Origin of the sequence: Mycobacterium sp. (assembly GCF_025933915.1) — a bacterium.
Classification (GTDB): domain Bacteria; phylum Actinomycetota; class Actinomycetes; order Mycobacteriales; family Mycobacteriaceae; genus Mycobacterium.
The window spans coordinates 1-13,387 of sequence record NZ_JAICZA010000130.1 but is presented as its reverse complement, the minus strand read 5'-3'; the positions used below and the strand labels follow the sequence as shown (position 1 = coordinate 13,387).

The window sequence follows — 13,387 nt, the reverse complement described above, 5'->3', positions numbered from 1 at the left end:
GAAAGGGCGCGGTCAGTTCCGCCGGCAGCCGGCCGGAGCGATGCGTGCCGGCGAGGCGCGCCAGGGCGGTCAGCAGCGCGCGGTAGTGCTCCAGGGGTTCGGGCATCTCGTAGTCGAGGCATTTGTGGTATTGACGCTCGACCCCGTTGCCGCCGAAGTTGATTCGCTCAGTGATCAGTATTCCGGTGCCGGTCGGTCGGTGGTAGTCGGCGAACTGCGGGCTGGGAACCTCGATGGGAAATTCGGGGGCGCGTGAGAGCGAGGCGAAGCGGACTTCGGGTTCCATCTGGGTCTTGCCCCGGTCGCGAACCGGATTGTCGAGATCGCGGGAGAACTTGACGAACAGATCGGCGTGCAGATCCGGTGCGGGATGGTCGTATTCGACCGACAGCGCAACCTTGCGTCCGGTGCTGCCGCCGTCGATCTCGCGGTAGCCACTGATGCGAGCGACGCTGTTGTCACCGAATATGCCCGAGGCCCGAAATGCCTTGGTGAGGAACGGCGCTCCACCACTGAGCAAGGTCGCGGGGTCGGCCGGGATCGGCAACCCATGTTGATCGCCGACCACCCAATGTGATGTCACACCGCTACCAGGTCTGTTCGGCCGCGCGCACCAGCATGTGGTTCACCGCGACCCGTCGGTCGCGGGTGACCATGAACAGGACCGCGTCGGCGATGTCCGCTGGCCGCAGCATGACCATGCCGGACGTCTGCTTTTCGAAGGCTTCCCGTGATGATTCGGCCAGATGGCTGAAGATTTCGGTATCGACCGTTCCGGGGCCCACCACGCCGACGCGCACCCGCTTGCCGAGCACCTCCTGGCGGATGCCTTCGCTGAACGCGTTCACGCCGAACTTGGTCAGTGAATACACGGCGGTGTTGGGCCGGGCCACCCATCCGGCGGTGGAACTGATGGTGACCAGGTCCGCCACGCCGCGTGGCGAGTCGGCGGCGGCATCGATCAGGTGCGGAAGCGCCGCGCGGGTCGCGTAGAGAACGCCCCGCACGTTGACGGCCACCATGTTGTCCCAGTCCTGCAGCCGCGCTTCGGTTGCGGGCGCCGACTGCATCAGCCCGGCATTGTTCACCAGGGTGTCGAGACGCCCGAACTCGACGATGGTGCGCTGCACGGCGGCCGCCACCTGTTCGGCGTCGGTGACGTCGGCGGCGACGACGAGAGCTGTGCCACCGGCGGATTCGATCTCGGCCTTCAGCTCCGCCAGCCGGTCGCCGCGGCGCGCGAGGAGGCCCACCGCAGCGCCCTCGGCGGCCAGCGCTTTGGCCGTCGCCGCCCCGATTCCGCTGCTGGCGCCGGTCACCAGGGCCGCGGTGTGCGCCAATGTCGTCATGATCCGCCCGTCGGTTGCGATCCGAGTATCTCGTCTAGAACGTAGTCGGTGTCCTCGCCCAGGTCGGGCGCGCCGCGCGCGATCCGCGCCGGGTTGCGCGCCATCCGCCAGGACGGTCCCAGCACCGGACGCTGACCTTCGCGGTGATCCGAGACGAAGCGATACAGCTCGCGATCCCAGAGTTGTTGATCGCCAATCACATCGATGGCGGTGGCGCTCTTGGCGGCGGGCACTCCCGCCGCCCGCAGGCGATGCGCCAACTCCTCGGCATCGAGATTGCGGCTCAGCGCCGCAAGATCGGCGTCGAGGGCTTCGACGTGTGCGCGCCGGCCGTCCACGGTGGCATAACGGGGGTCACCCCCCAGTGATGCCGCACCGAGCGCGTCGCACAACCGTTGCCATTCGGTGTCGTTCGCGACGGCCACGCTGACCCACGCACCGTCGGCACAGGGATAGCAGCCATGTGGGCACATGTCGGGGTGGCTGTTGCCGTCGGGCCCGAGGCGTCGCCCGGTGAGGCCTTGTTCGAGCAGGCAGTCCCCGATCATCGAGGACAGGGTTTCGACGGCCGATACGTCCACGAATTGCCCCGCGCCGCTGAGTTCGCGGTGCAGCAGTGCCGCCAGGGCGGCGTACGCGGCCGCCGCGCCGACCGTGGAATCGCCGTAGCGCATGCTGGTGCCGAGCGGGGGCCCGCCGGGGTAGCCGACCAGCGGCGCCAGGCCGGCCAAGGCGGCGAAGCAGGGGGCGTAGCCGGTCTGATGCCCCAGCGGCCCGTCGTTGCCCCACATTTTGATCGACACCGAGATGATGTCGGGTTTGATCTCTTTGAGTTGCTGATACCCCAGGCCCTGGCGTTCCATCGCGCCCGGGCGCAGGTTGTTGATGACGATATCGCTGCGGGCGATCAGCTCACGCAGCTGCGCCATGCCGTCGGCCGACTTGATATCGATGTCCACGCTCAAGATCTCGGGGTTGATGCTCAAGAAGAACGGCGCGTGGTTGATATCGGTGCCGCCGTAGGCGCGCATCTCCTCGGGCAGCGCGGCGGTTTCGACCTTGATCACCTCGGCGCCTAGCAGCGCCAGTAATTTGCCCGCGTACGGGCCTGCCCACACCTTGGTGAGTTCGACGACGCGGACCCCCTCCAGGGGGCCGCCGCGCGGGCTCCTCGGCGGCTTCAGCTGCGCCGACCGCACCGCGGGCGGAGTGTGTAAAGCGCCGAGGCGGCCCAGGATCGACCCACTGTGCTGACCGAGAGCGGGTGCCGCGGAGGTGATTTCGGCCGGGGAAGCGCTGAGCAGGTACGGCACCGTGGGGTACGCCGCGTCGCCCAACACGGGATGGCTGACGTCGGAAAAGAAACCGCGGTGGCGGTATTGGGGCAAGTGGTGCAGATCTGCGGCGTCGTTGACCGGCACCAGCGGCACGCCCAGGCGCTGAGCCTCGTCGGCGGCCGTCTCCTTGGACAGGTCGCGTACCCACGCGGCGAAACCCCGCTGGAACGTCGCGACCTTTTCCGGAGTGACCGCGAACTCCAGCCAGTCGTCGTCGAAGTCCTCCAGCCAGACCGGGCGACCCATCAGCTGTTTGACGCCGAGCCAGTGGGCGCGGCTGGTCACGTACAGATAGACGAAGCCGTCGGCGCACGCGAAGAACGACGCCGGGCCCTGCTGGTCGTAGTCGTCGCGGGCGCCGGGGGCGGGGACTTCGCCGGTGATCAGCCGTCCGAGAATGCAATCGGCACGCGAGACCAGCACCGCATGCTGGGAAACGTCGATGGCCTCGCCCCGGCCGGTGTGCAGGCGCCCGAACAACGCCGCCGCCACGCACAGCGCCGCCTCCAGCCCCGCTTCGTAGTCGGCTAAAAACCGGCCCGGCCCCCGCAGCGGCGGCTTGGTGGGGTCCGGGTGGCTGGGCGTGTGATACCCCCAGCCGCTGGCGTGGAAGACGTTGATGCTCTTCGCGTTCGCGTGCTCGGCCGGGGCTCCCCGACCGAACGGGGTGATCGAGCAAACCACCACACCCGGGTGGCGCCGCGCCCACTCCGTGTCGCCGTCGTCGATGACCGCATCGGCGCTGGCGATGAGCGTGTCGAGGACATCGGACTCCGCGGTGGTGTCGAGCACGACGGAGCGCTTGTTCGTGTTGAGGTACGCGAACAACGCACTGCCTTCGCAGCCGTCGGCCAGGCGGGGCGCCATCGCCCGGGTCGGGCTTCCGCGCCCCGGCGCCTCGACCTTGATCACTTCGGCGCCGAAGTCGGCCAGCAGCTTTCCGCAGTACTCCCCTGCGACCGACCCCGCCAGCTCGACGACCCTGAAGGCCGTCAGCGCCGACATACGCACCCTCGCAAAGCGGTCAGGGCTTCGCGCGGCCGGAGCGGCTCAGCCGCCACTCCGGCGGGAAGTTCATGTCGTTGTCCTTGACCACGTTGTTCAGGCCCTTCTCGAAGGTTCCCGCGGTCAGGTCGACCTCCTGCGCGTCGTTGGCGATCATCGGCAGCATGCCCTCGACCATGCCGGTCAGCAGGCTGCCGAAGTACTCACCCTTGTGCTGCTTGTAGAGCTCCAGAAAGGTCTTCTGCACGGCGACGGTGTCGGTGGGGCGGGTCTTCGAGCACGCCAGCGCGTATTTGAGGGTCTCGTCTTCCAGCTTGTCGCGGGGCACCACGCTGTTGACGAAGCCACATTCGTACATCTCCTTGGCGCTGAACGGCCTTCCGGTGAACAGCATTTCGGAGAACTTGCGCAGGCCCATCGTCTCGGCCCACCACCACAGCCGGGGTCCCCAGCCCACGTAGCGGAATGCCGGGTGGCCGAAGAGGGCGTCGTCAGAGGAGATCACCAGGTCGGCGTCGCCCGCCTGGTAGAAGTGCCAGCCGTAGCAGTAGCCCTTGGCCTCGATGATGCTGATCTTCCGAAGTTCTTGCAGCGGGCGGTTTCCGGCGCGCGCCTTGGCGTAGAAGTCGGTAACGGTGGACAGGTAGCGGTAGGAGCCACCGGGCGGGTACTTGACGTCGTCATCGTTGATCGCGAGCTCGTGCAACAGCGGCATGCCCGGGTTTTCCAGCATCCCGCGCTGTTCGGGCAGGTCCCCGCCGCTACCGAAGTCCTCGCCCTCGCCGCGGATCACGACGACCTTGACGTCGTCGTCCACGTTGCACTTGTGGATCAGATCGGCGTAGTTCTGCCGCATACCCAGCGTGGTGGAGTTCTGCGCGTCGGGACGGTCAAAGGTGATGTAGGCGATGCGGTTCTTCTTGTCCTTTTCGAACTTGATGTACTGCTCGGCTTCCTTCTTCATTTCTTCGTAGTCGTATTCAGGCATAGTCTTCTTCCTTCAGTCGAATTGTTATTAACGCCTACTTGAGCAGAGCGCCCGCGTCGACGGGCAGCGAAACCCCGGTGATATAACGAGATTCATCGGAGGCGAGGAACAGGACGGCATTGCTGATGTCCACCGCTTCCACCCAGGGCACCGGCATGGTGTGCGTCATCTGCGAGAACGGGGCGAAATCCTCCGGCCCGGGATTTTCCAGGTCGGGTCGAAACAGCCGAAACGTCACCTCGTTGATCGTCATCGGCGTGTTGACCTGGCTGGGGTGTACCGAGTTGACCCGAATATGGTGCTCACCCAGTTCGACGGCGAAGGCTCTCATCAAGCCCAAAACCCCGTGTTTCGCGGCGATGTAGTGGCCGGTGTGGGCCATGGCCTTGTGCGATCCGACAGAGCCGGTCAGCACGATGGAGCCGCCGCGTGCGCCGGCGAGGATATGTGGCACACCGGCTTTCACGGTGTGCCACACGCCGGACAGGTTCACGTCGATCATGTCCCGCCAAATATTCTCGCGGATCTTGTGCAGCTTGTTGCCGAAGGTGCCGATGCCCGCGTTGGCGACGATGATGTCGAGGCGACCGAGTTGTTCCACCCCGTTGTCCACGGCGGCCTTCAGCGCGTCGTAGTCGCGGACGTCGACTTGCGCGGTCACGATGCGGCGGCCGAGACCCTTGACCAGGTCGGCGGTTTCGTCGAGGTCCTCCGGCGTCGAGTGGGGATACGCCAGGTTCTCGATCGGCCCGCACACGTCGATCGCGATGATGTCGGCGCCCTCTTGCGCCAGACGCACGGCGTGACTGCGCCCCTGACCGCGGGCGGCACCGCTGATGAAAGCTACCTTCCCTTCTACCCGCCCATTCACCCGACTTGTCATCGTGACACCAGCGCCGGCATGCATTCCCAGCCCCGCACCGTGGAGGTCGGGCTGAGGGTGGCCCGGCTCAGGTCGACCTCCCACTCGGGGAATCGCTTCAGAATCTCCTCCAGCGCCACGCGACCCTCCAGGCGCGCCAGCGCCGAACCCAGGCAGAAGTGCGTGCCCATGCTGAAGGTGAGGTGCGGACGGACCGTGCGATGAATGTTGAATTCGCCTGCGTCAGGCCCGAACTGGTCCTCGTCGCGGCACGCCGATCCGATGAGCATCATCATGACGCTGCCCTCGGGCACCGTTTGGTCGTGCACGGTGACGTCGCGGGTCACATACCGCGACACGTGGGGGGCCGGCGGCTCGTAGCGCAACAGCTCTTCGATGGCTTGCGGGATGAGCGAGGGGTTCTCGACGAGGTCGCGGCGCTGGTCGGGGTGCTCGGCGAGAACCTTTCCGGACCAACCGATCAGCCGTGTCGTCGTTTCGTTGCCCGCCCCGGCGACGACGTTGAGGTAGACGAGTATCTCTTCGCGGCTGAGGTGCCGGTTCACACCCTTTTCATCGACGAACTCGACGTTGAGAAGTTCGGTCATGATGTCGTCCGACGGATGCTCGGCGCGCCAGTCGATGTACGCCTCGAACTGCTCACCCACGGACAGGCCATGCTGGGCCGCGTCCATGGGCTTGCCGGCCTCGGTGCGCAGCTGGGCGTTGCCCCGGTCACGGATGTACTCCTGGTCGTCTTCGGGAATGCCGAGCAGCATGCTGATGACCTTCATCGGCATCTGGGCACCCAGGTCGCTGACGAAGTCGAAGTGACCCGAGCCCACCAGCGGATCCAGGAGCTGAGCGCAGAAGTCGCGGATCATCGGCTCGAGCGCGGCGATCCTGCGCGGGGTGAACATCCGCGACAACAGTTTGCGGTGCACGTCGTGAATCGGCGGGTCTTCGAAGATCAACATGCCCGACGGGATTTCGAGGTTGGCCTTGATCAGCTCCAGGATCGCGCCCCGCGCGGAGCTGTACGTCTCGTGATCCACGAGCGCCTTGCTGACATCGGCGTAGCGGCTCACCGCGTAGAAGTCGAATTCGGCGTTGTAGTAGAGCGGTGCCTCGTCGCGCAACCGCGCGAACATCGGATACGGGTCGGCGATCAGCCCGACATCGTATGGATCGAAACGAACCTGGCTGTCGGTGCTCGCCGTCACGAAACCCCTCCTACCGCTGCAGTTTTAGATACCCGCATTACCTGCACCCAGGGCTCGCGCCGCCAGAGTTGCAGCGCTGGATTCGGTCCGGGCAATTTACACACTCCGCTTAATTGCGTCGCTCTGGACATGTGCACAAGTTCGGTTGAAACGACGCGTGAACGTGGGCTCACTCTATTCTCGTAGAGAACCATACAGCGGGTGACCTGGCAAGGCCAGAGGCCCGCGCGCCGTGTTCGGTCGGCGCTCTCATCGGGATCCCGCCGCCCCGCGGCGCAGCACCCGCAGGCCGCCGGTCTGCGTGAGCCGCCCCTTGTCCGAACTCTTCAAGATCCCGGCCGCGATCGCCGACAGGACCCCGTCGAGCTGTTCGGGACTGTCGACGATCCGGTCGCCATGGGCAAACCGCTGCAGCAGGCCGTTGATGAAGGTCAGCGTGACGTTGCTCAGATCCTCGACGACCGCCGGATCCAGCTCCGCGCCGTGCGGCATGAGCTGCACGAGGATTTCCCGGTGCAGCTTGGTGAACTCGTCGGTGGCCTGCTGCAGGATCGCGGCCAGCGCGGGGTCGCGGGTCGCCTGCATGGTCAGCTCGTACCGGGCCCTCGTCCGGTACAGCTGCGGGTCGCTGCCGGCTTGGATGACGACCTGCGACAGCCGCGAGGGCGCGGGAGCCGCACCGCCGGCATCGGAGCTGTCCGCGATCGCCTGCAGCTCGGCGAGGTCGAGTTCGGCCGAACGCTCGGCGACCGCCCGCAGCAGCGCCGACCGGGTGCGGAAATAGAACGAGGTCGTGCCGTCCGGTACGCCCGCCTTGCGGTCCACCTTCAAATGGCTCAGCCCCTTGGCCCCGTCATCGGCCAACAATCGAATCGCCGTATCGCATAACTCGCGGCGGCGCTCGGCGGGATTAGGCTTTCGTCGTTTATCCATTGTCATTCCGGACCGAGACACTACTCTATATTCGTAGTGCCGGTAAAGTCTTTCGACGGCGTCGGCGCACCGCATACGGACAACACCGGCCTCTCCGGCAGACCTCCCGGCGCGGCAGCACCGCAGGAACGAAAGAAACTGCGGTGCAAGAGTTCCGAGGATTCCGCGAACTCTTGAGTAGAGTGTGTTCGGATGATCTCCCATCGAATTCGCGTGAGCAATGCCGCCGCCTGGCTCGGGTCCATCGGTCTGCTCGCCGCGCTGATGAGTGGCTGCCATCAGACGCACAGGCCGGCGCCGTCCGGGCCGCCGCCCACCAAGGCGCCCACCACTTCCGCCGCGCCTGCACCGCCACCGATAGTGAAGATCGCCCCGTTGCCCGTTCGGCCGGTGACAAAGTCACATCCGACGACGCCGGCCACCACCTGCCCGGAGATGGGCCCGAACGTCCCGGTGGCCCCCACCGACGTCCTTGACACCTGCGACGTCGGCCGGACCACCGTGTACACGCTGGGTCCCGAAACCCTGGGGCTGGGGCTGATACACGTGGATCCGCCCAGGGCGCTGACCGCAGATTTCTACGAGGTGACCCTGGTGCTCGATTCGCCGTCGTCGGCGGCGTGGGCGTCGTTCACCGCCGCGCATGTGAAGGACCATGTGGCCTTCATCCGAGACAACCTGGTGCTGGAAGCGCCGATCATCGAAGAACAGGTCGCGTCCGGACGGATCGTGCTGACCACCCAAACCGCCGAGGGGGCAACCCAATTGGCCCAGCTGGCGGGTCGCCCCTTGTGACCGCGGCCGGCCATCCGGACCGCCTCGCTCTCGGTATGCTCAGCGTATTCGGCCTTCCCCCAATCGAGTTCGTGGATCTGGCCGCGCAGCTTGGGTGCCGCCACATCTCGGCCGCCGTCCAGGGGATGCCGCTGGTACCGCTCGGCTACCCTCCCTTCTCGCTGAAGGACGACGCCGCGCTCAGGAAAAATCTGCTCGCCGCGATGAATGATCGCGGCGTGCGGATCTCGCTCGGCGACGGATTCCTCGTGCTACCCGGCGCCGACGTGAACACGCTCGAGCCCGACCTCGACGCCTTCGCCGAACTCGGTGTCCCCCGGATCAACGTGGTCAGCCTCGACCCCGACCTGCCACACACCTTTGACCAGTTCGCCGCGCTGACCGAACTTGCCGCCCAGCGCAACATCGGTACCGTCGTCGAGCCGGTGCCCGGCCTGACTGTCGGCGACCTGGCCACCGCCCTGGCCGCCAGGGACCACGTCGGGCGAAGCGAATTTCGGTTGCTGATCGACACCATGCACCTGGTGCGGTCCGATTCCGGGGCCGCCGAGCTGGCGGCAATCGACGCCGATCACATCGGCTATGCCCAACTCAACGACACGACGCTGCGGCCGCGCATCGACAACTACATGGAGGAGGCCATGTTCGAGCGCATGGTTCCCGGCGAAGGCGAACTGCCGCTGCACGAAATCCTTTCCGCGCTTCCCGACGACACCGTCATCGAAATCGAAGTTCCGCAACGGTCATTGGCGCTGGCCGGGGTGAGCCCGATCGAGCGCCTGCGCCCGTGCGTCGAGGCGGCACGCCGGCTGCTGGCCGACGTTCAACTCGGGTAACGCAGCGGAAGGTCCTTGGCGGGGCTGATCAGTGCCATCGGCGTGATCCTGGCCGCCCCCAAAATGGCGATCCGCAGCGCGTTTTCGCGTTCGGGCTCAGTCATTGCGCCCGCCGGGTGCTCGCCGGGCGAACTCCGGTGCATGCTCGGGTCTGACCCCGACACCGACGAAATACGCGGGTATCGCCGAGAGCCACGGCAGGCGCCGCAACGCATTCAGCAGCAGCGCGGGCGGGGCGGGGTTCGCCCCGCGAAACACCGCCCGCAGCAGGCCCGCCTGCAGCACGCGTTGGACCGCCTGGGTCAGCGCGGTGGGAAAGGCGCGGCGGCGGCGCACGGCCGCCAGGTCGCGGTCGGTGACGCGGTGCCGCCGCAGGGGTTCGGCGAGCAGGGTGGCGGCCGCGACGGCGTCCTGGATCGCCAGGTTGATGCCGACGCCGCCCAGCGGGGACATCGCGTGCGCGGCGTCTCCGATGCAGAGCAATCCGGCGATGTGCCAGCGGCGCAGCCGGTTCACCCGCACGTCGAGGTGCTTGACGTCGTCCATCGACCGCAGCCCAGCGACCGACTCGGGCATGTCGGGCAGCAGCGCAGCGACGTCGCGCCGGAAGGCCTCCACCCCCCGCGCGCGCAGTGGGGCGTCGCCCCCCTTCGGTCCGAGGTAGGCGATCTGGTTGTAGTCTCCGCGCGGGATGACGGCCAGCGCCTTGCCCGCGCCGATGCGCGGCAAGAACGAATGGTCGGTGGCGCTTTCGCGCGGCAGCTTGAACCACCACACGTCGAAGTTCACCGGGTATTCGTGGGCGGTGAGTCCGGCCTCCTGCCGCACCATCGACCACCGGCCGTCGCAGGCCACCGTCAGTTCGGCCCGCAGCTCGCCCGGGCCGTCGGCCCCGTCGTAGCGCACGCCGGCGACCCGGCCGTCCTCGCGCACCAGGCCGGTGACCTCGCTGCGCATCCGCAAGGTGAAACCCGGTTCGGCCTGGGCGGCCTCGGCGAGCAGGTTCAGCAGGTCCCACTGCGGCACCATCGCGATGTAGCGATGCGGTTGGCGGATCCGCTCGAAGTCGAGGTAGGTCACCGCATGCCCGTTGGATTCGAAGGTGCCGCGGCGAAGTTTGCTGTAGGGCAATTGCGCGAACCGCTCCCCCAGGCCCAGCTCGTCGAGCAACCGCAGCGTCGTCGGATGCACGGTGTCACCGCGAAAGTCACGCAGGAAGTCGCCGTGCTTTTCCAGCAGGGTGACCTCGACGCCGGCCCGGGCGAGCAACAGCCCGAGGACCATTCCCGCGGGCCCGCCGCCGACGATCGCGCAGGTGGTTGTCTCGACCATTAACGCCCCAGCATAGGTGGCAACCGGCGATCAGAGTTCGGTGTCGAACACGGAGATGGGTTCGAGGATCACACCGGTCTCCTCGACGTAGCGATCCCACAGCGCCACCAGCTCGGCCAGCTTGTCGGGATGCGACGCGGCCAGATCGTCGATCTCGCCGGGGTCGGAAGCCAAATCGTAGAGCTGCCAGCCGCCCGGACCGTATGGTGCCGGCAGGTGCAGCGCCTTCCAGTCGCCCTGGCGGATGGCGCGCCGGCCGAACAGCTCCCAGCCGGTTCCGGTGTCGTCGCCGTGCACGGTCTCCGCGGCGCCCGTCAGATACTCCACCAGTGAGCGGCCGCGCATCGGGGCCACCTCGCGACCGCGGTAGGACGTACCCGGGTGCGCGGCCCCGGCCAGCTCCAGCAGCGTGGGTGCGATGTCCATGACGGTGCTGAACGCGGTGCCGATCTGCTGTTGGCGGGCAAAGCCCGGCCAGGTGACGAAGCCAGTCACGCGGATCCCGCCCTGGGTGGTGAAGGCCTTATGCAGGCGCGACGGCGCGGTGGCGGCCTGCGCCCAGCGCGGGCCGTACCAGATGAAGGACGTGGGCCGGCCCAGGGTGTCGAGGCTGTTGTCGCAATTCTTTTCGATCTGCGCGGCGATCTGCGGACCGCGCAGCGGCATGGCCTCCACGATCGCGCCCTCGGCGCCGTTGTCGGACAGGAAGATGACGACGGTGTCGTCGAGTTCACCGCTCGCGGCCAGGTAGTCGATCACCCGGCCGACGTTGTGGTCCATCCGGTCCACCATCCCGGCGTAGACCTCCATGCTGCGGGCCGAGCGCGCGCGCTGCTCGTCGGTCATGTCGGCCCACTCCGGGGCGCCGTCGGCCACCACCGGGTGCGCGGCTACGTCGGGCGGGCACAGGCCGAGCCGCTTGAGTGCTGCCAGGCGTTCCGCACGCAGCGCGTCGGGTCCGTCGTCGTAGCGGCCACGGTACTTCGCGATGGATTCGTCGGGCGCCTGCAACGGCCAGTGCGGCGCCTGGAACGGCAGATAGGCGAAGAAGGGGCGGTCGTCGTCGGGCGCGCGTTCATCCAGGTAACGCAGCAAGGTGTCGGTGTAGGAGTCCGACGAGTAGAAGTCGTCGCCGACGGTGACGAATTGGTCGTCCTCGGTGTACAGCGTTGGCACGGGCGAGAACCCGCGCGCCCCTGCCCCTCCGTAGTGGCTGGCACCGGCGGGCAGCAGGGCGAACGAGCGCTCGAAACCGCGCGCCCACGGCGACGTCTCGATCGTGGCCCCCAGATGCCATTTGCCCGACATCAGCGTCAAATATCCGGCGTCGCGCAACAGTTCGGGCAACGCCACGACCCGATCGTTCAGATAGCCCTCGTAGCCGGGCGCGCCGCGGAATCCCGGGGACGCGACCTCGAGCATCGTGCCGATGCCCGCGATGTGGTGGTCGGTCCCGGTCAGCAGCATCGCCCGGGTTGGTGAGCAGGCCGGCGCCGAATGGAAATCGGTGAGCCGGATCCCGGAGTAGGCCAGCCGATCGAGGTGGGGCGTTTCGATCTCGCCGCCGAACGCGCCGATGTCGGAAAACCCGAGGTCGTCTGCGACGATCACGAGGAAGTTGGGGCGCTTCACGCTCATGCATCCTGCCAGGTCGGTCGCGACGGTGGAATGCTGCCGCACCGGCGCAGCGCCGATACTGGCCGATATTGTCGGGGCATGGAGATGTTGGCGCAGTTCGGGATGTCCCTTCCGCTGGTTGCGGCCCCGATGTCGGGCGGACCGACGACGCCGGCGATGGTGTCGGCCGCCACCCGCGCGGGCGCTCTGGGCATGCTGGCCGCCGGCTACAAGACCGTGGAGGCCATCGAAGGCGAGATCAAAGCCGTTCGCGCCGAAGGGATCCCATTCGGCGTCAACGTGTTCGCACCCAACCCGGTGCCGGTCGACCCGCAGCGCTACCGGGCTTACGCGGCGATCGTTCAGGGCGACGCCGACCAGTTCGGGCTGACGTTGCCGCCGGAGCCCATCGAGGACAACGACAGATTCGACGAGAAGATGGAGCTGCTGCTCGACGATCCGGTTCCGATGGTGTCCTTCACGTTCGGGATTCCGCCGCGCGATGTGATCGCGGCGTTGCAACGGGTCAAGAGCGTCGTGGTCCAGACGGTCACCACGGCCGACGAGGCGGCGCGGGCACACGACGCCGGGGTCGACATGCTCGCCGTGCAGGCGGCGGACGCCGGCGGGCATTCCGGCACCCTGTCGCCGTTGCGGCCGGTGACGCCGGTCGGAATCGTCGACCTCGTCGAGCAGGTTGTGGCGACGGTTCCCCTGCCGGTGATCGCCACCGGCGGGCTGGCCACCCCGGGCGCGGTGGCCGAGGTGATCCGGGCGGGCGCGGCCGCGGCCGCCGTGGGGACGGTGCTGCTGCGCGCCACTGAAAGCGGTGCGTCGGCGACTCATCAGGCGGCGCTGGCCGATCCCGCTTACACCGAGACGGTGCTCACCCGGTCCTTCACCGGCCGCCCGGCCCGCGGCCTGCGCAACGCGTTCATCGACGCCCACGACGCCGAGGCGCCCGCCGGTTATCCCGCCATCCACCACCTGACCAGCCCGCTGCGCAAGGCGGCAGCGGCGGCGGGAAAGCCGGACTACGTACACCTGTGGGCGGGCACCGGTTTTCGCCACGCCACCGCCGAGCCCGCGACCGACATTCTGCGTCGGCTG

The 13,387-nt window shown here is 67.5% G+C and carries 11 protein-coding genes and 1 pseudogene; 3 read left to right on the top strand and 9 right to left on the bottom strand.

Annotated features, from left to right (window positions below; genetic code table 11):
* From Q0W90_RS18415 to Q0W90_RS18385, 7 genes and pseudogenes are all read right to left on the bottom strand, one after another.
* A pseudogene (locus Q0W90_RS18415) lies at window positions 1-568 on the bottom strand (hypothetical protein); the annotation flags it as partial.
* Window positions 569-587: 19 nt separating this feature from the next.
* Complete coding sequence (locus tag Q0W90_RS18410) at window positions 588-1,349, bottom strand: SDR family NAD(P)-dependent oxidoreductase (RefSeq protein WP_297595347.1); 762 nt, start codon at window positions 1,347-1,349, stop codon at window positions 588-590.
* On the bottom strand, window positions 1,346-3,691 hold the full coding sequence (locus Q0W90_RS18405; RefSeq protein WP_297775670.1) for a CoA transferase: 2,346 nt from the start codon (window positions 3,689-3,691) through the stop codon (window positions 1,346-1,348). Before Q0W90_RS18405 ends, Q0W90_RS18410 begins: the two co-directional genes overlap by 4 nt.
* 19 nt (window positions 3,692-3,710) lie before the next feature.
* Window positions 3,711-4,679, bottom strand: a complete 969-nt coding sequence (locus Q0W90_RS18400) for an enoyl-CoA hydratase/isomerase family protein (RefSeq protein ID WP_297595967.1) — start codon at window positions 4,677-4,679, stop codon at window positions 3,711-3,713.
* 34 nt (window positions 4,680-4,713) lie between these two features.
* On the bottom strand, window positions 4,714-5,550 hold the full coding sequence (locus tag Q0W90_RS18395) for a mycofactocin-coupled SDR family oxidoreductase (protein WP_297596025.1): 837 nt from the start codon (window positions 5,548-5,550) through the stop codon (window positions 4,714-4,716).
* Window positions 5,551-5,558: 8 nt separating this feature from the next.
* Window positions 5,559-6,764, bottom strand: a complete 1,206-nt coding sequence (locus Q0W90_RS18390; RefSeq protein WP_297698586.1) for a cytochrome P450 — start codon at window positions 6,762-6,764, stop codon at window positions 5,559-5,561.
* A 249-nt stretch (window positions 6,765-7,013) separates the two neighbouring features.
* The gene (locus tag Q0W90_RS18385) at window positions 7,014-7,697 is read right to left on the bottom strand and encodes a TetR family transcriptional regulator C-terminal domain-containing protein (RefSeq protein ID WP_297595971.1); all 684 of its coding nucleotides are present in this window, start codon (window positions 7,695-7,697) and stop codon (window positions 7,014-7,016) included.
* A gap of 192 nt (window positions 7,698-7,889) precedes the next feature.
* On the opposite strand from Q0W90_RS18385, the gene Q0W90_RS18380 reads away from it, so the two are divergent.
* Window positions 7,890-8,492, top strand: a complete 603-nt coding sequence (locus tag Q0W90_RS18380) for a preprotein translocase subunit SecD (RefSeq protein ID WP_297595973.1) — start codon at window positions 7,890-7,892, stop codon at window positions 8,490-8,492.
* Complete coding sequence (locus Q0W90_RS18375) at window positions 8,489-9,328, top strand: TIM barrel protein (protein WP_297595975.1); 840 nt, start codon at window positions 8,489-8,491, stop codon at window positions 9,326-9,328. The genes Q0W90_RS18380 and Q0W90_RS18375 overlap by 4 nt, the downstream gene beginning before the upstream one ends.
* Window positions 9,329-9,424: 96 nt before the next feature.
* On the opposite strand, the gene Q0W90_RS18370 is transcribed toward Q0W90_RS18375, so the two are convergent.
* Entirely contained in the window at window positions 9,425-10,660 is a 1,236-nt protein-coding gene (locus Q0W90_RS18370; RefSeq protein WP_297595977.1) for an FAD-dependent oxidoreductase, read from the bottom strand.
* A 30-nt stretch (window positions 10,661-10,690) separates the two neighbouring features.
* Entirely contained in the window at window positions 10,691-12,292 is a 1,602-nt protein-coding gene (locus Q0W90_RS18365) for an arylsulfatase (protein ID WP_366895425.1), read from the bottom strand.
* An 84-nt stretch (window positions 12,293-12,376) separates the two neighbouring features.
* Here Q0W90_RS18365 and Q0W90_RS18360 point away from each other — a divergent pair.
* A partial coding sequence (locus Q0W90_RS18360; protein WP_297775638.1) for a nitronate monooxygenase occupies window positions 12,377-13,387 on the top strand: 1,011 nt, incomplete at its 3' end.